Origin of the sequence: Gemmata sp. (assembly GCF_051859125.1) — a bacterium.
GTDB lineage: Bacteria > Planctomycetota > Planctomycetia > Gemmatales > Gemmataceae > Gemmata.
Genome location: NZ_JBHYGG010000249.1, coordinates 13,482 through 33,215 on the forward strand (window position 1 = coordinate 13,482; position 19,734 = coordinate 33,215).

At 70.2% G+C, this 19,734-nt stretch carries 17 protein-coding genes; 10 read left to right on the plus strand and 7 right to left on the minus strand.

The annotated features are described in order from the left end of the window. Window positions 1-27: 27 nt before the first annotated feature. The 4 genes from ACTIGN_RS21880 to ACTIGN_RS21895 all read right to left on the minus strand — a co-directional run bounded on the left by ACTIGN_RS21880 (window position 28) and on the right by ACTIGN_RS21895 (window position 5,665). Window positions 28-2,955 (minus strand): VIT domain-containing protein, encoded by a 2,928-nt coding sequence (locus ACTIGN_RS21880; RefSeq protein ID WP_439627783.1) that lies wholly within the window; start codon window positions 2,953-2,955, stop codon window positions 28-30. A gap of 77 nt (window positions 2,956-3,032) precedes the next feature. Beyond that, a complete protein-coding gene (locus tag ACTIGN_RS21885; RefSeq protein WP_439627785.1) occupies window positions 3,033-3,650 on the minus strand; it encodes a MerR family transcriptional regulator in 618 nt (205 codons plus the stop codon). Between the two features lie 260 nt (window positions 3,651-3,910). Further along, window positions 3,911-4,972, minus strand: coding sequence for an Ldh family oxidoreductase (locus ACTIGN_RS21890; RefSeq protein ID WP_439627787.1), 1,062 nt, complete (start codon window positions 4,970-4,972; stop codon window positions 3,911-3,913). A gap of 21 nt (window positions 4,973-4,993) precedes the next feature. Next, window positions 4,994-5,665, minus strand: coding sequence for an HAD family hydrolase (locus ACTIGN_RS21895; protein ID WP_439627789.1), 672 nt, complete (start codon window positions 5,663-5,665; stop codon window positions 4,994-4,996). Window positions 5,666-5,795: 130 nt separating this feature from the next. Between ACTIGN_RS21895 and ACTIGN_RS21900 the strand changes: the two genes are divergently transcribed. After that, window positions 5,796-7,424: a hypothetical protein gene (locus tag ACTIGN_RS21900; protein WP_439627791.1), complete on the plus strand. Its 1,629-nt coding sequence runs from the start codon at window positions 5,796-5,798 to the stop codon at window positions 7,422-7,424. A gap of 166 nt (window positions 7,425-7,590) precedes the next feature. On the opposite strand, the gene ACTIGN_RS21905 is transcribed toward ACTIGN_RS21900, so the two are convergent. After that, window positions 7,591-8,661, minus strand: a complete 1,071-nt coding sequence (locus ACTIGN_RS21905; protein WP_439627793.1) for a hypothetical protein — start codon at window positions 8,659-8,661, stop codon at window positions 7,591-7,593. Window positions 8,662-8,764: 103 nt separating this feature from the next. On the opposite strand from ACTIGN_RS21905, the gene ACTIGN_RS21910 reads away from it, so the two are divergent. From ACTIGN_RS21910 to ACTIGN_RS21925, 4 genes are all read left to right on the plus strand, one after another. Beyond that, entirely contained in the window at window positions 8,765-10,081 is a 1,317-nt protein-coding gene (locus tag ACTIGN_RS21910; RefSeq protein ID WP_439627795.1) for a Na+/H+ antiporter, read from the plus strand. Between the two features lie 40 nt (window positions 10,082-10,121). Further along, on the plus strand, window positions 10,122-10,535 hold the full coding sequence (locus ACTIGN_RS21915; protein WP_439627797.1) for a hypothetical protein: 414 nt from the start codon (window positions 10,122-10,124) through the stop codon (window positions 10,533-10,535). A gap of 219 nt (window positions 10,536-10,754) precedes the next feature. Then, window positions 10,755-11,300, plus strand: a complete 546-nt coding sequence (locus tag ACTIGN_RS21920; RefSeq protein WP_439627799.1) for a hypothetical protein — start codon at window positions 10,755-10,757, stop codon at window positions 11,298-11,300. Between the two features lie 100 nt (window positions 11,301-11,400). Then, window positions 11,401-14,502 carry a hypothetical protein gene (locus ACTIGN_RS21925; protein ID WP_439627801.1) on the plus strand — a complete coding sequence of 1,034 codons (3,102 nt, stop codon included), beginning with the start codon at window positions 11,401-11,403 and terminating at the stop codon, window positions 14,500-14,502. A 26-nt stretch (window positions 14,503-14,528) separates the two neighbouring features. On the opposite strand, the gene ACTIGN_RS21930 is transcribed toward ACTIGN_RS21925, so the two are convergent. Continuing rightward, entirely contained in the window at window positions 14,529-14,924 is a 396-nt protein-coding gene (locus ACTIGN_RS21930) for a response regulator (RefSeq protein WP_439627803.1), read from the minus strand. A gap of 217 nt (window positions 14,925-15,141) precedes the next feature. Between ACTIGN_RS21930 and ACTIGN_RS21935 the strand changes: the two genes are divergently transcribed. Both ACTIGN_RS21935 and ACTIGN_RS21940 read left to right on the plus strand, forming a co-directional pair. Then, on the plus strand, window positions 15,142-15,657 hold the full coding sequence (locus tag ACTIGN_RS21935; protein ID WP_439627805.1) for a general stress protein: 516 nt from the start codon (window positions 15,142-15,144) through the stop codon (window positions 15,655-15,657). 300 nt (window positions 15,658-15,957) lie between these two features. Further along, window positions 15,958-16,107 (plus strand): hypothetical protein, encoded by a 150-nt coding sequence (locus ACTIGN_RS21940; protein ID WP_439627807.1) that lies wholly within the window; start codon window positions 15,958-15,960, stop codon window positions 16,105-16,107. Between the two features lie 97 nt (window positions 16,108-16,204). Here ACTIGN_RS21940 and ACTIGN_RS21945 read toward each other — a convergent pair whose 3' ends face one another. Beyond that, window positions 16,205-16,444 (minus strand): hypothetical protein, encoded by a 240-nt coding sequence (locus ACTIGN_RS21945; RefSeq protein WP_439627809.1) that lies wholly within the window; start codon window positions 16,442-16,444, stop codon window positions 16,205-16,207. 288 nt (window positions 16,445-16,732) lie between these two features. On the opposite strand from ACTIGN_RS21945, the gene thiC reads away from it, so the two are divergent. The 3 genes from thiC (at window position 16,733) to ACTIGN_RS21960 (ending at window position 19,727) form a co-directional block, all read left to right on the plus strand. Next, the gene (thiC, locus tag ACTIGN_RS21950) at window positions 16,733-18,082 is read left to right on the plus strand and encodes a phosphomethylpyrimidine synthase ThiC (RefSeq protein WP_439627843.1); all 1,350 of its coding nucleotides are present in this window, start codon (window positions 16,733-16,735) and stop codon (window positions 18,080-18,082) included. Window positions 18,083-18,282: 200 nt separating this feature from the next. Then, window positions 18,283-19,260, plus strand: a complete 978-nt coding sequence (locus ACTIGN_RS21955) for a DUF1559 family PulG-like putative transporter (RefSeq protein ID WP_439627811.1) — start codon at window positions 18,283-18,285, stop codon at window positions 19,258-19,260. A 23-nt stretch (window positions 19,261-19,283) separates the two neighbouring features. Beyond that, entirely contained in the window at window positions 19,284-19,727 is a 444-nt protein-coding gene (locus tag ACTIGN_RS21960) for a hypothetical protein (protein ID WP_439627813.1), read from the plus strand. Window positions 19,728-19,734: the final 7 nt, after the last annotated feature.

Sequence of the window (19,734 nt, forward strand, 5' to 3'; positions counted from 1 at the left end):
CCCGGCGCGAAAATCGCACCCCGCGACTCAACTTCCCCGCTTGATGTGGTACGCGCGGCTGTCGCCGACGTTCGCGACGAACATCAGCGGCACGCCCGTGCGCCACGCGCACAGCACGATCGTCGAGCCCATGTTCTTCAGGTTCGGGTCGGCGGCCCCGAGGGCCATGATCTCCTCGTTCACCGTCACGATGGCGTCGCGGATCGCGGCCTTGATTCCCTCCGCACTGATGAGCCCCGGGAGGCTCGCGGCGAGCAGCTTGCCGAGCGACTCAACGGCCGTCTTGCTCGCGACCTCGCCGGCCGCCTGCCCGCCCGTGCCGTCGGCGACGAGGCACACGGTCCAGTCGCCAAACCGCACCACCGCAACGGCGTCCTCGTTGTTCTCGCGGTAGTTCCCCTGGTGGCAGCACGAACCCGTCGCGAGCGAGTCGTCGGCACCGATCACCGCGACGACACAGGAAGCGTTGTCGCGCGAGCCGCTGTCGAGCGCCAGCTTGACGAGCCCTTCGGCAGCGGCTCGCGGGTCGGTCGCGGCCCGCATGAACGCCAGCAGATCCTCAGCCGGCACCACTCCCGTGACGCCGTCGGTGCAAAGCACGAACCGGTCACCCGCACCCCCAGGAACGACGAGCACCTCCGGCCCCTCGCCGACTTCCTTGCTGCCGAGGTACTTCCACAGCACGTTCTTGAACCGGTGGTCGCTCGCCTCTTCGCGCGAGATGGTCTTCGACTCCACCATCGCCTGCACAACGCTGTGATCGGTGCTGAGCTGTGCGATCTCGGTCTTGGCTGCGGGTTCGGGGGCCGGCGTGTTGGGCTTGCCGGGTGCTGGTGCGGCAGCTCGCTTCCGGTAAGAGGCCGCACCGCCGTAGTTCTTTTTCGGAGCGGCGCGGTAGTGGCTTTCGGCCGGTGCGTCGGCACACGCCTCAAGGAAATCGAGTGGCGGCGACTGGTTCGCCTTCGCAGGGCTCGGGGTCATCGGTGCGGGAGCCGCACACGGTGCCGGCCTCGCCGCGGGCGGCGATCCTGGAGCGGACTCTGCAATCCCCTTCAGACCCTTCCTGAACTCCACTGGTTGTGAAACATGTGGCTGGACGCCACCGGCCAGCGCACCCAGCAACCGCTTGCCCAGGTTCAGAGCACCTTCCACCCACCCGGCCGGGGCTTCGACCGGTTGCGCGACCGCGTGGACCTCGCCGCCAGCGTTCACGACTTCAGAGCGGTCCACGGCGACGAACGCGGTGAAGCGGCACAGCACGCCGAAGCGGAGCGAGGTCTCGACGATCTGCTTCGCGAGCTTCGCATCAGACGAGATCGCGTACTGATCTTCGAGGGCGCGCACCCTGCCCCGTGCCCAGGCGTGTTCGACGGCCGGCGTCTCGGCGACGGCCGCGGGCGCGCTCGCGTGCCACGGTTCGCCGTCGGAGCCGCCGGCGCGGACCGCGATGCTGGCCGGCGTGGCGCGGTAGCGGCCGAAGACCGTCAGCGCGCTGCCCGCGAACAGGTCGGGCAATCGCGCTGGCGTGACGGAATCGCGGACGATGTTCAGGTCGCCGCCGAGCTTCACGTCCATCAGGACCGGCGTGCCGAGGTGCCGGTGAACGCGGTCGGTGACCTCGTCGAGCCGCGCTTCGGACTCGATCAACTCGCACGCCCCGCGGCCCAGCCCCGCCAGCCGGTTCAGGAAGCCCGCGTTCACCGCCTGATCGATACCGAGCGCGAACACCCGTGCGCCGCGGATGCGGGTCGAGAGGTGGTTGAGGATCTGATCCTCGTTGCCGATCTGCCCGTCGGTCACCAGCACGAGGATTCGCTCGCGGTCGGAACTCGTCTCGCGGAGCGCCTCGGCGGCGTGTTCCAGCGGAACGGCCATCTCGGTGCCGCCGCGGGCGTCGAGCGTCGCGAAGAACTGGTCGGCGAGGTAGCGGTTGCGGTCGGTCGCCGCGACGAGGTTTCGCGACTCGAAGCCGGGCGGCACGTCGATGCGGTCGTCGAACGCGAGTGCGGCGAAGCGGTCCCGCGGCGTCAGCGTCTCGACCATGCGCGCCATCGCCCGCCGGGCCGCGACCATCTTCCACCCGCCCATGCTGCCCGAGCGGTCGAGCACGAACGCCACGTCGCGCGGCCGCTGTCTCCCCGCGAGTCCTGCGGGCGGCACCAGTGTGAGAGCGAACGTCCCCTCCCCCGCGGCCTTCTGGTCCGGCGTGCAGATCAGCGACGCCGTGACCGCGGCCCCGCCGACCTTCCACCGCAACACGAAGTCGCGGTCGAGCCGCTCGCCGGGGTGCAGCGCGACGCGGTGGGTGCCGTGGGCGTTGGTCGATTCGAGGACCGCGTGCAGGCTACAGCGGAAGTCGGTAGCGGGCGGCTGCGGGTCGATGTCGAGGCTGAGCGCCAGGCGCACGGGATTGGGGTAACCGGGGAGCAGCACGGCCGGCGTGATGCGCGAGGCATCGGGCACGGCGTCGGTGTCGGGTGCGGTGCCGGTGCCGACCTGTGAGCGTTCCAGCGCCGCGCCCGGGATGTACCGCGGCGCGACGACGAGCGGGAAGCGGAACGTCGCCTCGCCGTCGTGAAACGCGAGCGGTCCCGACAGGTCGAGCCGCACGGTCGCCGACTCGCCCGGCATCAGGTTCCCGACCCGCATCGTGAACACGTCCGGCCGGTCCTCCTCGGCAATCGCGGCCCGGTGCCCGGCCTGGATCGCCTCGGCGTACTCCTGCCGGGCCTGCTCGCGCTCCTTGAGTTGCCCCTCGATCACCCGGCCCGCGACCTCGAACCGGAACCGCGTCACCGCGAACCGGTCCGGCAGCGGGAACACGTAGGTCGCTTCGAGCGGCTCGGCGTGCGTGTTCACGAACGTCTGCGTCACCGCGTTCCGCACCAGCAACCCCGTGACGCGACCGCGGACCTCGAGCGCCGCGAGCGGCAGGTTCCCCCGCGTCGTACTCATCGAACCGAACCCCGACTCCCCCGACGCAGGAGCGGCACAACGGACCTCGTCGTCGGTCAAGCACGGAAGCGCGTTGGTCATGTGGACTCCTGGTCAGGGGGTTGGGGTTGCGCGTGAATCATGCGGAGCAGCGGCCCGGCCGCGGCCCGGAGTGCGGCGGCGTGTTCGGCCGAGATCGGCTCGGCCGCTTCGACCACCAGCGACACGGTGTCGGACAGCCGAACGAGCTGAAGTGTTCGGGCACCGGACGGAGCGGGCACCGGAGCCGGCGGCGTCGCCCAGAACGCGACGGGTGCGGGCCGGGGCGCGGCGACCGCCTCGGCGCTCTCCTTCGCGGCCGGTTGCTCGATGACGGCCGGCAAGCGAGCGATCGGTTCCAGCGCCGCGTCCGCGAGGCCGACGAGTTGCTGCTGGACCTCGACCAGCGACTTGCCCGAGGCCTGGAGCCGCTTCACGGCGACGACCTGCAGCAGGTGCCTCCGACTGTACAAGGCAGTTCGGCCCCGCATCTCGGCCGGCGGATCGACCAGCCCCAGCGAGGCGTAGTAGCGGATCGTGCGGGCGTCGGGCACGTCGCGGACCTGGCCGTTGCGTGCGCCGTCGTAGTCGATGGCCAGCGCCCGCTCAACGGCGGCCCCGAGTTCGGCGATCGTCCAGCGTTTAGCGTGCGACTTCATGCCGACAGTATACGACACTGTTTCATTCACTGTCAAGTAAACTCCGCGCGAACTGTCGCGATGCGTGCGGAGCGCAAACGTCGAGTTGCGAGGAGCAGGACCTTGAGTGCGTTGAGAAAACGTCTACTTGCGACGAGTCGGCGGCGGTCGCGAAGAGTTGGCGTCGGTCGCGAGGAGTACGCGTCGGTTGCGAGGACCGGTCCCCCGGTGGCCCGCAACCAATGCGCAGAGAGAAAAGCCGAACGCGTGCGCGTGGTCCCGGCTGAGAAGTGTTCGATTCAGATCACGGGCATCGGAGGGGGGACGGTGAACCTGGCCGCGAACGGTGCGAGCGCGTCGAGGATGCCGGGGTAGAGCGCGACGCCCTCGGCGAGCGCCCGGCGCTTGCGGTCGAGGCCGCGCTGGCCGGGGAGCCGCACCGCGTCCACGCCCGGGACCGGGGGCGTGGCCCGGCACGCGGCCGCGAGCCACGACGTCTCGCGCGTGAAGGCGTCGCGGCCGCCGAACGCGCCGGGGTCGGTCACCTGCACGAACACCGCCGCGCCGAGCCCGCTCGGGGCCTCGGCCCGCCCGAACCCGCCGAGCCCCTGAGTCAGTGCCTCGATCATCAGCGCGAGGCCGTAGCCCTTGTGCCCGTGGTCGGCCCCGCCGACGGGGAGCAGCGCGCCGGGGGCGTCGCCGACGAGCGCGTTCGGGTCATCGGTCGGCACGCCTTCGGCGTCCACCGCCCACGGCCCGGGGAACCGCTTCCCCTCGCGGCGCAACCGGCCGGCCATTCCGTTGGTGGTGATCGACGCGCTCACGTCGATCAAGATGGGATCGCCGTCGGTCGGGATGCCGACCGCAAGTGGGTTCGGGGTGAACACCGCCCGGCGGCCGCCGAACGGGGCGACGCTCGCCGCGGCCGGGTCGGAACTGGCGATCGTAACCATCATGCCGCGGTCCGTGGCCCGCTGGAGGAACGCCGCAAGGCAGCCGATGTGGTGGCTCCGGCGGACGACGACCGTGCAGACGCCGTAGATCGCGGCGCGGTCGGCGGCGAGGTCGACGGCCCGCGCCGCGAGCCACACGCCGGGGAACCGCCGGCCGTCCCAGGTCACGCACGCGCCGCGGTCCGCGACCGCCTCCGGCTCGCCCCGCGGCGACATCGCGCCGCCTTCAAGTTCGGCCAGGTAGACCGACGCGAGCTGGAGCCCGTGGGTCGTGTGGCCGAGGAGGTCGGCTTCCACCAGCCCGCGGGCGATCACGTCGGGCTTGTCGCCGTCGCACCCGGCGGCCGCGAACAGCGCCGCGGCGAACTCGACGAGGGCACTTGCGGGGTATCGCACGTCTGTCGCCATCGCCCTTCCCCCTCGAATCCGTCAGCCGCCGATCAACGCGGCGACCTGTTCCACCGTGACCTCGGCCAGCGAGCCGACCACGAGGTCGGCCCCGGCGGCCCGGAGCCGCTCGGCCGAATGGTGACCGACGAACGTGACGGCGACGCACCGCATCCCGCCGGCCCGTGCGGCCTCGACGCCCGCAACCGCGTCCTCGAACACGACGCACCACTCGGGAGCGGCCCCCAGCTTCGCCGCGGCCGTCAGGAACACCTCGGGGTCGGGCTTCCCGCGGGTCACGTCGTCGCCGGAGACGAGCGCACCGAAGTACCGCCGGATGTTGGTAACGCCGAGGAGCAGATCGAGGTTCCCGAGCGGGGCCGACGACCCGACCGCCTGCGGGCACCCGCGGGCCGCGAACCCGCTCAGGAGCGCCGCGACCCCCGGGAGGAGTTGCGTCCCTTCCTCGCGGACCGACGCGCGGTACAGGTCTTCCTTGCGCTCGCCCAACTCGCGGCACCGCTCGTCGGTGGCGTCCGGGAAGAACAGTTGGCGGAGGATCTCGGGGTTCCGCATCCCGAAGGTGGCGGCGAAGTCGGCCCGGGTGAACGGGAGGTTCAACTCGGCCGCGAGCTTGCTCCAGGCGCGGAAGTGCTGCTCGGCCGTAACCACGAGCGTGCCGTCGACGTCCCAGATGATTGCGGGTGGGTGCATGCCGCAGTTGTATGGCTCGGGTCGCCAACGGGGACCGGGGGCGGAGGTTCTCGGAACGCGCACGTTGCGGTTTGTCCCCCCGTCCGATAGTTTGGCAACGCCTCACGCACTCGTGTCACGGAGACCCTTCATGCGACTCAAGTTCCTCGTCGCGGCGGCGGTACTGCTCGCCCCGATGACCGCCCTCGCGGCGGACCCCGCGGTCACGTTCCAGACCCAGCCGGCCGGCAAGATCCTCAACGACGTCCGCTCGATTGCGAAGCTGATCGGCGGCGAGAAGGCGGCCGCGGAGTTCAACAACAGCCTCAAGGAGAAGCTCGGGGACAAGGGGCTCGACGGGCTCGACCTCGACCGCCCGGTCCTCGGGTACGTCGTCCTCGCCGAGAAGATCGACGACAGCGTCGCCGTGGTGGCGGTCCCGGTGACCGGCGAGAAGGAGTTCCTCGCGCTGCTGGAGCGGCTCGAGGCGCCGAAGCCGAAGGCGGGCGACAAGGGGCTGTACGAGTTCCCCACGGAGAACGAGAAGGCCAAGGTGCTGATGCGGTTCGAGGCCCGGCACGCCTACTTCGCCATCGGCAAGGACCCGACGGCCGCGCTGGACCCGAAGGCGCTCGTCCCGGCGGCGAAGCTCCACGACCCGGCCGAGAAGGGCTTCGCCTCGTTCAAGGTCCACTTCGACCGGTTCCCCAAGGCGCTCCGGGACGAACTCGGCAACGGCCTGAAGGAGCTGAAGACGAAGCTCGACGAGCTGCGGCTGCCGATGGACGCCGGCGAGTCGGCCCGCAAGGCGGTCGATGAACTGGTGAAGCTCGGGAACCGGTACGCCGACCTGCTCCAGGACGCCGAGACCGCCGGGGGCCGGCTCATCCTCGACGCCGCGTCGGGCGAGGCGGCCGTCGAGATCGGGCTCACCGGCAAGCCGGGCTCGGCGTTGGCCAAGGTCATCGGCGAGCGCAAGCCGAGCACCAACAAGTTCGCGGGCCTCATCACCCCGGACACGGTCGCCGGGTTCAAGCTGCAACTGCCGCTGTTCGCCAAGGAGGTGCAGTCGGCCGCGGTGATCGGGCTGGAGGCCGGGCAGAAGAAGCTCGCCGAACAGGTCCCGGCCGAGTTCAAGCCGGTGATCGAGGAGGCGTTCAAGGGGCTGATCCGGACCGTGAACGACGGCGAGTTCGACGTGGCCCTGTCGCTCCGCGGGCCGAACAAGGACGGGCTGTACACGGTCGTCGGGGCCGTCGCGTTCGAGGACACCGCGGCGCTGGAGAAGGAGCTGCTCGCGCTCTACAAGAAGGAACTGCCGCCGATGTACAAGGGGTGGTTCAACCTCGACGTGGCGAAGGTCGAGAACACCAGCATCCACCAGATCAAGGTCGGCGGGCTGCTCCCGCCCGAGGTCCAGAAGGTGTTCGGCGAGGAGTCGTCGGTCGCGCTGGCCTTCGCCCCGAAGGGGATCTACGTCGTGTTCGGGCCGGACGCGGTCAACGTGATGAAGGAAGCGCTGGCCGTCAAGAAGGGGCCGTCGCCGGCGTTCGAGGTCGTCGTGAACCCGGGCCGGATCGGCAAGCTGGTCGCCGCCGCCGGGGTGGAACTCCCGCCGGGCTTCAACGGCCAGGACAAGGTGATCCAGGCGCTCGCCGTGTCGATCGAGGGCGGCAAGGAGCTCCGGATCAAGATCGGCACGAACCTGAAGGCGTTCGAGGGGATCGGCACGTGGCTCCCGGGGGCCGGGGCCGCGCCGGCGACGAAGTTCAAGGACTGACGCCAAGTTTTGGTGAGTGCTGACTGTAGCCGGCCTCTGTGAGGCCGGGCCTCGGGAGTTCCCCAGGCACCGGCCTCACAGAGGCCGGCTACAGAAATCCATTAACCGGGTCTGGTAGTACGCGAACCGCGGGGCCGCCCAGTTGGGCGGCTCCGCTCTGTTCGGGTCACTCGCGGACGATCTTGAGCACACGCCCGTTGTTCGCGTCGGAGATGTAGATCTCGCCGGTCCTCGGGTGAACGATCACCCCGTGCGGCTGGCTGAACTCGGCCCTGAGCGGGTCGCCGCCCGCACCCGAGTTGCCCTTCTTGCCCGTGCCGGCCACGGCGGTGATCGTCTCGGCCTTCGGGTCGTACCGCACGATCCGGTGGTTCTCGGTGTCGGCGATCAGCACGGTCCCGTCGCGGTCGACCGACAGGTGCTTCGGGCCGTTCAGCGCCGCCTCCTTCGCCTTGCCCGTCCCCATCCCGGCCTTCCCGGTGCCCGCGACCGTGCGGATCCGGCCCTTCGCGTCCACCACCCGCAGGGCGTGCCCGCCGCGCTCGAGGATCCACAGGTTGCCGTCCTTGTCCACTGCGTGCGCCCGCGGGTCCACGAGCGGCTGCTTGGTCGCCTCCTCACCGTCCTGCGGCACGCCCCGCTCGCCGGTGCCGGCCACGGTCGTGACCACGCCGGTCCTCAGTTCGACCTTGCGGATGCGGCGGTTGTCGAGGTCGGTGATGAACAGGTTCTCCCGGGCCGGGTCGAAGCTCACGCAGAAGACTCCGCCGAACTTCGCCTTGTCGGCCGGGCCGCCGTCGCCCGCAAACCCCTTCTCGCCGGTGCCGGCGAACGCGGCGACCGTGCCCGCGGCCGGGTCGTACTTCCGCACGCGGTTGTTCCAGGTGTCGGCGAGGTAGACGCACCCGTCCGGGCCGGTGGCGAGGCTGTGCATCCCGTTGAACGTCGCCTTCGCCCCCGGGCCGCCGTCGCCGTCCTTCCCCTTCACGCCCTCCTGGCCCGCGAGGGTCGCGAGCGCCCCGGTGTCGTCGAGCCTCCGGAGCCGCTCGCCCTTCGCCATCTCGACGACGTAGGTGCCGGTCGGGGCGAAGTCGACGCCGAACGGCTGGATCAGTTTCGCCTTGGTGGCGTCGGGGCCGTCGGGACCGCCGCCCCCGCCCGCGACGAGGACGAGTTTGTCGGCCGACGCCGCCGAGGGCAGCGCGACGAGCAGAAGTAGTGCGTGGACCGGACGCATGGCAGCTCCTGTGGGTGTGGAGAGGATCGTAGGCGGGCGCGGGCGTGACTGTCAACGACCGGCCGGTATCTTGATCCGCAGGCACGCACTCAGGGAGGGAGCGGTGGTTCACCCCGTGGAACTGGTTCTGGCGCTGCTCGGCGCGGCCGTCGCCATCGCCGTCCTGGCCCGCGCGCTCGGCGTCCCGTACCCGGTCCTGCTGACGCTGGGCGGCCTGCTGCTCGGGCTCCAGCCGTGGACGCCGCCGGTCAACCTCGACCCGCACGTGGTGTTCGTGCTGTTCCTCCCCCCGCTGCTCTACGGCGGGGCGTTCCGGACCGAGTGGCCCGAGTTCCGGCTCCAGCTCCGCGCGATCACGCTCCTCGCGGTCGGCCTCGTGCTGTTCACGACCACGCTCGTCGCGGCGGCGGCGCACTACTGGGTCGGCATCCCGTGGGCGGCCGCGTTCGTCCTCGGGGCGATCGTGTCGCCGCCCGACGCGGTCGCGGCGATGGCCGTCACCCAGCGGCTCCGGGTCCCGAAGGTCATCACCACGCTCCTGGAGGGCGAGAGCCTGGTGAACGACGCGTCGGCGCTGGTGGCGCTGCGGCTGGCGATCGGCGCGCTCGGGGCCGGGGCGTTCTCGGTGTGGGACGCCGGCGCGCAGTTCCTCGTGGTCAGCGCCGGGGGGATCGGGATCGGGATCGCGGGCGGGCACCTCATCATCCGCCTCCACCGGTGGCTCAACGCCCGCGACCTCACCGACAACCCGCTGACCATCACGATCACGCTGCTGACCCCGTTCGCAGTGTACCTGCCGGCGGAGCACCTGGAGGTGTCGGGGGTGCTGGCGGTCGTGGCGGCCGGGCTGTGGGTCGGGAGCCGGTGCGAGCAGGTGTTCTCGTGCGACTTCTATGCCGAGGCCCGGGCCGTGTGGGAGTGGGTCGAGTTCATGCTGAACAGCCTGATCTTCATCCTCATCGGGCTGAGCATCCGGCCCGTGCTGGAGAGCGTGAGCGACCAGTACAGCGTCGAGCAGATCCTCACCGCCACGGCGCTCGTGTCGGCCGTCACCGTGGCCGCGCGGCTCCTGTGGATGTACCCCGGGGCGTACGTGCCGCGGTGGCTCGACCGCCGGGTGCTCGGCTCGGGCGACCCGTACCCGTCGTGGCGGGCGGTCACGGTCGTGGGGTGGACCGGGATGCGGGGCGTGGTGTCGCTGGCCGCGGCGCTGGCGCTGCCGCGCACCGCCCCCGACGGGAGCCCGTTCCCGTGCCGCGAGTTGATCCAGTTCCTGACGTTCGGGGTGATCTGCGTCACGCTCGTCGGCCAGGGGCTCACGCTCCCGCTCCTCATCCGGTGGCTGGGCGTGACCGCCCCGCCCGGGGAAGTCGCGGAAGCCGACGGAAACGCGCATGACAACCCGCGGTGCGCCGAGTAACGTGTTGCACATACCCGTCCGGGAACAAGGAGACGAAGTCATGCGGATCGTTCTGGGGTGCGCCGCGGTCCTGGCCCTCGCGTGCGGGGCCACGTTCGCGGGCCAGGCGAAGGTCGACGCGAAGATGCTCACCGGCAAGTGGGAGCCCGCACCGGAGAAGGTGGACCCGAAGGACAAGGACAAGAAGCCCGCGGCCGGTCCGGTGATGGTGATCGAGTTCACCCCGGACGCGAAGACGCCGACCGCCGGGGTGATGTCGATGACGGTCCTCGACAGCGGCAAGGACCTGAGGGTCGACGGCAAGTACACCCTCGCGGCCGACAAGTTGACCGTCGAGATGCGGCTCGCGGACAAGGACATCAAGGAGACGCTCACCATCAAGAAGTTGACAGAGTCGGAACTGACCACCGAGGACTCGAAAATGAAGCAGGAGACGCTGCGGCGCAAGCGGTGACGGGAAGATAATGGTTGACCGCCGCCGCGCGAGCGCGTTAACTGGTCCTTCCCGGGCGAACCTTTTTCGCCCGCCGTGCGAATACTTGGTGGCGCCCGACCGTCTCCGGTTGTGCCAACCCCGCGACCGCGAAAGGTCGCGCCCGCCCAGCGGTATTTCACACTGGCCTCTCGCCGCGACCGGAACTGGTCCGAGCGCGGCTCACCGTAGGAGTGCATCATGCGTCTGTTCCGCACCCTGGCTCTCGGCCTCGTCGCCGCCGTCCTCGCCGCCCCGGTCCAGGCCGACGACCTCAAGTCCGGCCCGGGCGAGAAGATCGCCGGCCCGTTCACCGTGAAGGCGATCACCGGCGAGAAGAAGGGCACCGACCTGTGCTACGTGTGCAAGTTCAACGGCGAGGCCCGCCCGGCCGTCGTCCTGATCTTCACCCAGAAGGCCGACGAGAACCTCGCCACGCTCGTCAAGGCCGTTGACGAGGTCCAGAAGACCAACGCCAAGCTCGGCACCGTGGTCGTGGGCGTCAGCGGGGTCGCCGCCGCCGACTTCGACAAGCTCCAGGAGACGCACAAGCTGACCACCGCGCTGACCATCGCCGAGGACGCGGACGGCCCCGCGAAGTACAAGCTGAACAAGGACGCCGCCGTGACCGTGCTCGTCTACAAGAAGGGCGGCGAGATCAGCAAGAGCTTCGCGTTCAAGGACACCAAGGCCGCCGCGGACAAGGCCAAGGACATCGCCGCCGCAGCCACCGAAGTCGTCAAGTGACCTCGGCCGGTGCCTGATCGACCGCACCTCGTTCCGTTCGGCTGCGACGCAAGGCGGGGCGCTCCGCTTCGCGTCGCGGCCCACGGAACGAGGTTTTTTCATGCTCTCTCGCGCCGCGCTCGCCGCCCTTCCCCTCGCCGCGGTCCTCGCCCTCTCGCTCGCCGCCGCACAGCAGCCCGACGTATCGGGGCCGATCAACGTCTCGCCGAAGCATGTCTTGACCGACCCAACGGTGAAGCTCGACTACGACCTCGTCTACGTCCGCGCCCCGCGGAAGGGCGACGCCGTCGGCACCAACTGGCCCGAGATCGCGAACCCGGTGTTCATGGACGCCGGGGCCGACCTGATGTTGCTCCGCCCGGACGGCACCGAGGAGGTGCTCGTAGCCGGCGGCGCGGGGTCCGTCACCGACCCAGTCGTGTCGTTCGACGGCGAGTGGGTGTACTACTCCCTGTTCCACGACCTGAGGGGCGCGACGACGGCCCGGGGCGGCCCGGCCGGCGCCGACGTCTACAAGCTCCACGTCAAGTCGCGCAAGACCGTGCGGCTCACGACGCAACATTTCACGCCCAACACCGGGGCCGGGGACTGGTCGAGGGACTTCCACACGCCCGAACCGGGCAAGAACGCGATCACCTACGGCGTGTTCAACACCGGCCCGTGCCCGCTCCCCGGCGGGAGGGTGATGTTCACCAGCAACCGCAACGGGTTCCGCCCGCCGAAGCGGCTCCCGCACACGATGCAACTTTTCGTGATGGACGACGACGGCGCGAACGTCGAGTGCGTCGGGCACCTGAACCTCGGCATGGCGCTGCACCCGACGGTGCTCCGCGACGGCCGCGTGATGTTCTCGTCGCTCGAGTCGCAGGGGCTCCGCGGCTCGACGCTCTGGGGACTGTGGTGCATCAACCCGGACGGCACCGGGTGGGGGCCGCTCGCCAGCGCGTTCGCGGTGGGCGGGAACCCGAGCGCGTGGCACTTCCAGACGCAGCTCTCCGACGGCACCATCGTGGCCCAGGAGTACTACAGCCAGACGAGCAGCGGGTTCGGCGGGTACGTCAAGTTCCCGCCGGCGGTCCCCGCCGGAGAACTGGCGTTCGGTCCCGGGTACGTCGGCGACCCCCGGAACCCGCCGCTGCGGCACGGCCGGCTCGACAACGGGCAGCCGCGGGTGCGGCGGTTCCCGTTCTCGCCGTTCGGCCTCGAGAACCTGACCCCGTTCGCCCGCACCGACGAGGGGCCGGCCGACTTCTCGGTCCGCGGGCAGCGCTCCTCCCCCCGCGTCGGTAAGGTCACGCACCCGTCGGCGGCGCCGGACAACCACCTGCTCACGGTGTGGTCGCCCGGCCCGGTCAACGGCGGGTACACGGTCCACCAACCGGCGGTGGACGGCGGGCTGTACCTCATCAAGGGCGGCAAGTCGGTCGAGGAACCCGGCCAGATGCTGCTCATCAAGAACGACCCGAAGTTCAACGAGCAGTGGCCGCGGGCGCTCGTGCCGTACAAGCGGGTCCACGGCGTCGCCGAACCGAAGGCGCTGGTGCCGCTGGCCAACGACGGGACGCTCTCGAAGCACCTCCCGGCCGGGACGCCGTTCGGGCTGGTCGGCACGTCGAGCTTCTACAAGCGCGAGAGCTACCCGAACGGCGTGGTGAGGCCCGGCACCGTCGCGGCGGCGTTCGCGGGCGGCGACGACCCGACCGGCACGCAGGGGCTCGACCCGTTCAACCCCGCCGGCGACGCCCCGTCGCCGAACTGGTTCAACCAGGGGGCCGACGCCGGCCGGTACACGAACGACGACGTTCACGCGGTCCGCGTCCTGGCGATGGAGCCGACGACCGACCGCACCACCGGGCCGAAGTCCGGCCGCACGTTCCGGAGCCACGCGAACGAGCGGCTCCGCATCCTCGGTGAGGTCCCGCTCCGGAAGTTCGCCGGCGGCGCGCAGCCCACCGACCCGGACGGCAACCCGGACACCAGCTTCCTCGCGAAGATCCCGGCCGACGTCGGGTTCACGTTCCAGACGCTCGACCGCCGCGGCATGGTCCTGAACATGGCGCAGACCTGGCACCAGGTGCGGCCGGGCGAGGTCCGGCACGACTGCGGCGGGTGCCACGCGCACAGCCAGAAGCCGACCGACTTCAACCTCACCGCCGCCGCGAGGGCCGACTACGCCGTCTTCGACCTGACCGATAAGACGCCGCTGCTCACGACCAAGGCCCGCGACGAATCGAAGCGCACCTGGGACGCGGCCGACGCGACCGGCCTGCGGTACGAGGCGGGCGTGAAGAACGTCGAGTTCTTCCGCGACGTGAAGCCGATTCTTGATCGGAGCTGCGCCGCGTGCCACAGGCCCGGCGAACCGGGTGCGGCACCGACCGGCGGCAACCTCGTGCTGAACGACGACGCGATCGTGAACCTCCCCGATTCAAGCGACGTGCCGGGGACGTACTACCGCCTCGCGATGGACTACGCGGCCCGGTTCGGGCACAAGCCGCTCGTCGGCTCGTGGAAGCACCAGAACGCCTCGCGGTACGTCCGCATGTTCCAGTCGCGCCGGAGTTTGCTCGTGTGGAAGGTGTTCGGCGAGCGGCTCGACGGGTGGGCCAACGACGACTTCCCGACCGAAGCGAAGCCCGGCGACCCGACCACGCTGAAGCTCAAGGGGCAGTCGGTCCCGAACACGCCGGCCAACCGCAACCACGCGGACCTCGATTTCACCGGCAGCGCGATGCCGCCGCCCGAGGCCGTGAAGGCCGGCAAGGTGCAGCCGCTGACCGACGAGGACCGGTTCACGCTGGTGCGGTGGATCGACCTGGGGTGCCCGATTGATCTCGATTACGACGCGAAGAACCCCGCGAACCGCGGGTTCGGGTGGGCACTCGACGACCAGCGGCCGACGCTCGCGGTCGCGTCGCCTCGGGCCGGCGCGAACCCGCCGCTGGAGCGGATCGTGATCGGGGCGCACGACTACGGCTCCGGGCTCGACCCCGCGAGTTTCGAGGTGGTCGCCGACTTCGCCGTCGACGGGACCGCTGCGGGCCAGAACCTCGCGCCGAAGTTCAAGCCGGTCGGGGGCGGCGTCCACGAGTTGGTGCTTTCCGCGCCCCTCCGGGTCGAACGCGGGCGGCTCACCGCAACGGTGAAGGACCGACAGGGGAATGTCACGCGGGTCGAGCGGACGATCTGGACGAGCAAGTAGCGAGCGAGGTGGGGGTGCGGGGGCGGTCACCTGCCGGGGGCCGTCAGGCGGTTGAGCGCACCGACGAGCTGATTCGGGCTCACTGGCTTGAGTAGGTGAAGGTCGAATCCGGCGGCCTTGATGCGGTCGACGCTCTGCTCGTCGCCGCGTGCGGTCAGCGCCACCATCACCGGGTGTTCGCCCTTGAGCGCCGTGCGGAGCCGGGCCGCGAGTTCGTCACCGTCCATCCCGGGCATGTCCAGGTCCAGCAGGCACACGCGCGGGTGGAACGTCTCGGCGATGCTCAGCGCCGACCGCCCGTCGTAGCACACCTCGACCTCGAAGCCGACGACCTCGAGGAGCATCGCCTCCGAGTCGGCAATGTCCTTGTTGTCGTCGACGCAGAGCACCCGTACGGGCCAGGTGCGTTGGTACGATTTCACAGCTCCATCTCCTACGGTCCCGCTCCCGACTCGGGCGCGCGACCGAGACCTGGGCACCTGGGGTCAGGCACATTGTGTGCCCTCGCACCGCCCGGCGCACGGGTTCCTCGCAACTCCTTTCGCGCCCGTTGCTCTCGTTGGCACACCCATTGCAAGTTCTCCCCCCGTTCGAACGTGGTGTGAACCGTCAGTTGAAGAACCAACGGGAGGAAGCATCATGGCAACGAGTACCTGTACCACAACGGCCGGCGTCTTCGCGACGCGGGCCGACGCGGAAAAGGCGGTCGCCGAGCTGCGCGCCGCGGGCTACCGCGACGACCAGATCGGTCTCATCGCCAAGGACCCCAGTGGCAAGGCGGTGCGGTCGAACGGGGCCGGCACCCCCGACACCAACGCGGGCGAGGGCGCGGCCGTCGGAGCGGCGGTGGGGGCGGTGGCCGGGGCGGGCATCGGGGCCGGCATCCTCGCGGGGTTCATCCCGGTGATCGGCCCGGTCCTCGCGCTGGGGACCCTCGGGACCATCCTCGCCAACGCGGCCGGCGGCGCGGCGCTCGCCGGACTGGCCGGGTGCCTGATCGGGTGGGGCATTCCGGAGGAGGACGCCCGCTACTACGAGGACCAGGTGCAGGCTGGCCGGTACCTCGTCACGGTCGAGTGCGGCCAGGGTAACGACGCCCGCGACGTTCTCGCCCGCCACGGCGGGTACGACCGGGTGACCTCGCCGGTGATGTGAGGCCCATGCCGATGCGACGAGCGCCACGGGCCGGGAATATCCCGGCCCGTGGCCTTTTATTGTCTGTGCAATTTCGGGCGACTCGTACGGTAATCCGAATCGCCCCACTCGTGGGGCGACACTTTTGCGCGACAGCAGAAACCATTTTCTCTCGGAGCGGAAAGCCAGTTCCTGACAGGCACGTCAGGAGCGGCGGACGTGGTCCTTCCCGCGTGCCGGGGGGCTTACTCTGCCCGGCACGCCGCGTGCTGACACTGGGGAGGAGAACGGACGACCCCTTCCGCCCATCAGGATGGACCGATGAACGCGACTCACGTCTCCCTCCCCCGCACGTCCGCGCAGCGCCGCCGCAAGCCCGCCCGCCCGGTCCAGAGTGTCCTCCTGGACCTCGCCTACTTGTTGCACGCGAACCGCGTCGTGCGCCGCGACACGGGGGCTCACGGAAAGTGAGACCCGGAGCGCCGCGCCTGGTTCAACGCGGCGGACCCGCGGCCCAACACGGGCCGCGGGTCCGCCGCTTGTGTTCGTGTCGCGACATCAACTCGGGTCACGCTGTCGGGGTGACGGCCGCGTTCTCGACCGCCGCTTCGATCTCACCGGTCGTGGGGAGCGTGTCGCCGTTCCGCTGGATCACCGGAACGCCGTCGACCAGAACCGCGAACTCCCCCGCCACCCCGTCCTCGACCCGGGGGTGGAGGCCGAGGCCCTTGATCGCGTCCACGACCGACGGGGTGTGGTCGCGGATCGCCTGGCAGTCCGGGCACCGCTTGATCGTCACCTGGCTCATGACTCGCTCCTGTCGGACACTGGAACTGGTGCGGGTTCCGCACGCGCCGTGCCGAAGCCGCGCCCGCCGGTGCGAACTGGTTGTTGACGTCCCCCGGTGCGGGTGCGTAGAACGGCACTATCGCCAGGGGTGCCCGCGCCGGGTGCGCGGGCTGAGAGTACACCCTCGAACCTGCCCGGGTCATGCCGGGCTGGAAGGCGACCCCAAGTCGGGCGCGGAGTGCGACCACCGGAACCGGAGACCCTCTCCCCGCCGCGTTCCCCGTGCCGCCCGCCGCGCCTCGTTCCAATCCGCAGCCAACAGTCCATCATGACACAACTCGAATCGGCCCGTAAGGGCATCGTCACCCAGGCGATGGAGTTCGTGGCCCGCCGCGAGGACCTGGACCCGGAGCTGGTCCGGGCCGAGGTCGCCCGGGGCCGCATGGTCATCCCCGCGAACATCGTTCACCTCTCGAAGAGCCTCCAGCCGATGTGCATCGGGGTGGCCGCGAAGTGCAAGATCAACGCGAACATCGGCAACTCGGCCGTGACCGGCAAGGTCGAGGACGAGCTGGAGAAGCTCCGCACCGCCGTCGACCTCGGGTCCGACACGGTGATGGACCTGTCCACCGGCGGCAACATCGACGGCATCCGGCAGGCCATCATCGAGGCGTCGCCGGTGCCCATCGGGACCGTGCCGGCGTACCAGATCATCCAGAACGTGAAGGACCCGAAGGACATCACCCCGCGGATGCTGCTCGACATGGTCGAGCACCAGGCCAAGCAGGGCGTGGACTACATGACGATCCACGCGGGCGTGCTGCTCGAGTACGTCGCGCTGACGAGCGACCGCGTGACCGGGATCGTGAGCCGCGGCGGGTCGCTGATGGCCGGGTGGATGGTCGCGCACCACAAGCAGAACCCGTGGTACACGCACTTCGACGAGCTGTGCGAGATCATGCGGGCGTACGACGTGACGTTCTCGCTCGGCGACGGGATGCGGCCCGGGTGCCTCGCCGACGCCAACGACAAGGCCCAGTTCGCCGAACTGAAGACGCTCGGCGAGCTGACCAAGAAGGCGTGGGACCACGGGTGCCAGGTGATGATCGAGGGGCCGGGGCACATCCCCATGCACCTCGTGAAGATGAACATTGAGAAGGAGCGGGAGCTCTGCTACGACGCCCCGTTCTACGTGCTCGGGCCGCTCGTGACGGACATCGCCCCGGGGTACGACCACATCACCAGCGCGATCGGCGCGGCCCTCGCGGCCCAGGCCGGCGCGTCGATGCTGTGCTACGTCACCCCCAAGGAGCACCTCGGGCTCCCGAACAAGGACGACGTGCGGCAGGGGGTGATCGCGTACAAGATCGCGGCCCACGCCGGGGACATCGCCCGCGGCCGGAAGAACGTGCGGCAGCGCGACGACGAACTGAGTAAGGCCCGGTTCGAGTTCGACTGGAACCGCCAGTTCGAGCTGAGCCTGGACCCCGAGACGGCCCGCCGGATGCACGACGAGACGCTCCCGCAGGACGTGTTCAAGAGCGCGAAGTTCTGCTCGATGTGTGGGCCGAAGTTCTGCTCGATGCGGATCACCCAGGACGTCCGCAAGCTGGCCGGCGAGGCGAAGAAGTTGAGCCTCGAACTCGCGACCGTGTGACACTCCGCGAACGGCCCCGCCCGATTTCGACCGGGCGGGGCGCCCCAGCCGCGTATCGCACACATCTGTCCGACTTTCGGTCACCCCAGACGAAAAGCACGCCGGATTGCGCTTGCGGCCTCGTCCGGCTCGTGGTTGGATGAACACATCTCTTCCGCACCTCTCTGCCCGGATCGTCACGTCATACTGGAGAGTCGGCCATGATCGAGGCCACGTCGCAGGGCCGCCGCGCCCGCTGCGGGTTCACGTTAATTGAGCTGTTGGTCGTCATCGCCATCATTGCCATCCTCGTCGGGTTGCTCCTGCCGGCCGTCCAGAAGGTCCGCGAGGCCGCGGCCCGGATGAAGTGCTCCAACAACCTCAAGCAGGTGTGCGTCGGGTTCCACAACTACCACGCGACGCACGGGCGGTTCCCCGCCGGAAACCTCTACGCGGGGGGGCACTTCGCGAGCGGGTTCTCGGCCACGAACAACGAGACCACCTGGGTCACGTACCTGCTGCCCTACATCGAGCAGCAGGGGCTGTACGACCGCGTCGACTGGAACCAGAACATGGGCGGCCCGTCCGGCCCCAACGGGGCGGTCGACAACTCGCTCGTCGCGCGGACCGCGATCCCGACGATGGTGTGCCCGAGCGACCTGCCCGAGGGGGCGATGTTCTGGTCGTCCTGGACCCGCGGGAACTACGCGGCCAACCACGGGATCGGCCCGTTCACCAGCGTCCACTCGAACCCGACCCCCGCCGCCTCGATGCCGAACGGCCTCGGGCCGGTCGGCCTGAACTCGCGGTGGACCGTCGAACAGATCTCGGACGGGTCGAGCAACACGGCGCTGCTCTCGGAACTGGTCCGCAGCCCGTCCTACGGCGACGTGCGCGGGGTGATGCACTACCCGGAGGGCACGCTCTACACGCACAACTACACGCCCAACGACCCCACGCCCGACCTGTCGCGGAACGGGTGCGTGAGCATCCCGGAGGCCCCGTGTACGGCCGGGCACGGCAACTGGGCGGACCGGAACATCATCCTCACGGCCCGGAGCCGGCACGCCGGCGGGGCCAACCTCGCGCTCTGCGACGGCAGCGTGCGGTTCGTCAGTAACGGCGTCCCCTCGGCGACCTGGAGGGCGCTGGGCACGATCCAGGCGGTCCCCGGCGAAGGCGTCCCGGCGAACTACTGACCCACCAGAAGCGGGAGCCCGACATGTTCGGCCGCCGGCTCGCACCCGGGAGCTCTGTTCTCGGGTGCCTCGTCCTGTTCGGGGTGGCGGGGTGCGGCGCGCCCGGGCCGTCCGCCCGCGGGACCGTAACCGTCAACGGAGAGGCGCTCTCCGACGGGAGCGTTTCGTTTGAAGCGCTCGACGGCGCGAGCGCGTCGGTCGGAGCGAAGGTCACGGACGGGGGCTTCGTGGTGCCCGAGTCGGCGGGGATGAGGCCCGGGCCGAAGCGGGTGACGATCCGCGGGTCCATCAAGACGGGGCGACTGGTTCAGGCCGCCCCGCCCGCGCCGCCCGGCGTACTCGTCGACGACCTGAAGTACCTCCCGCCGCACGGGGGCCGGCCCGAGGTCCGCGAGGTCGAGGTCCGGGACGGCGACAACGAGTTCCGCTTCGAGATCCGGTCCGGCCGCGCCGACGACAAGAGGTGACCGCGGC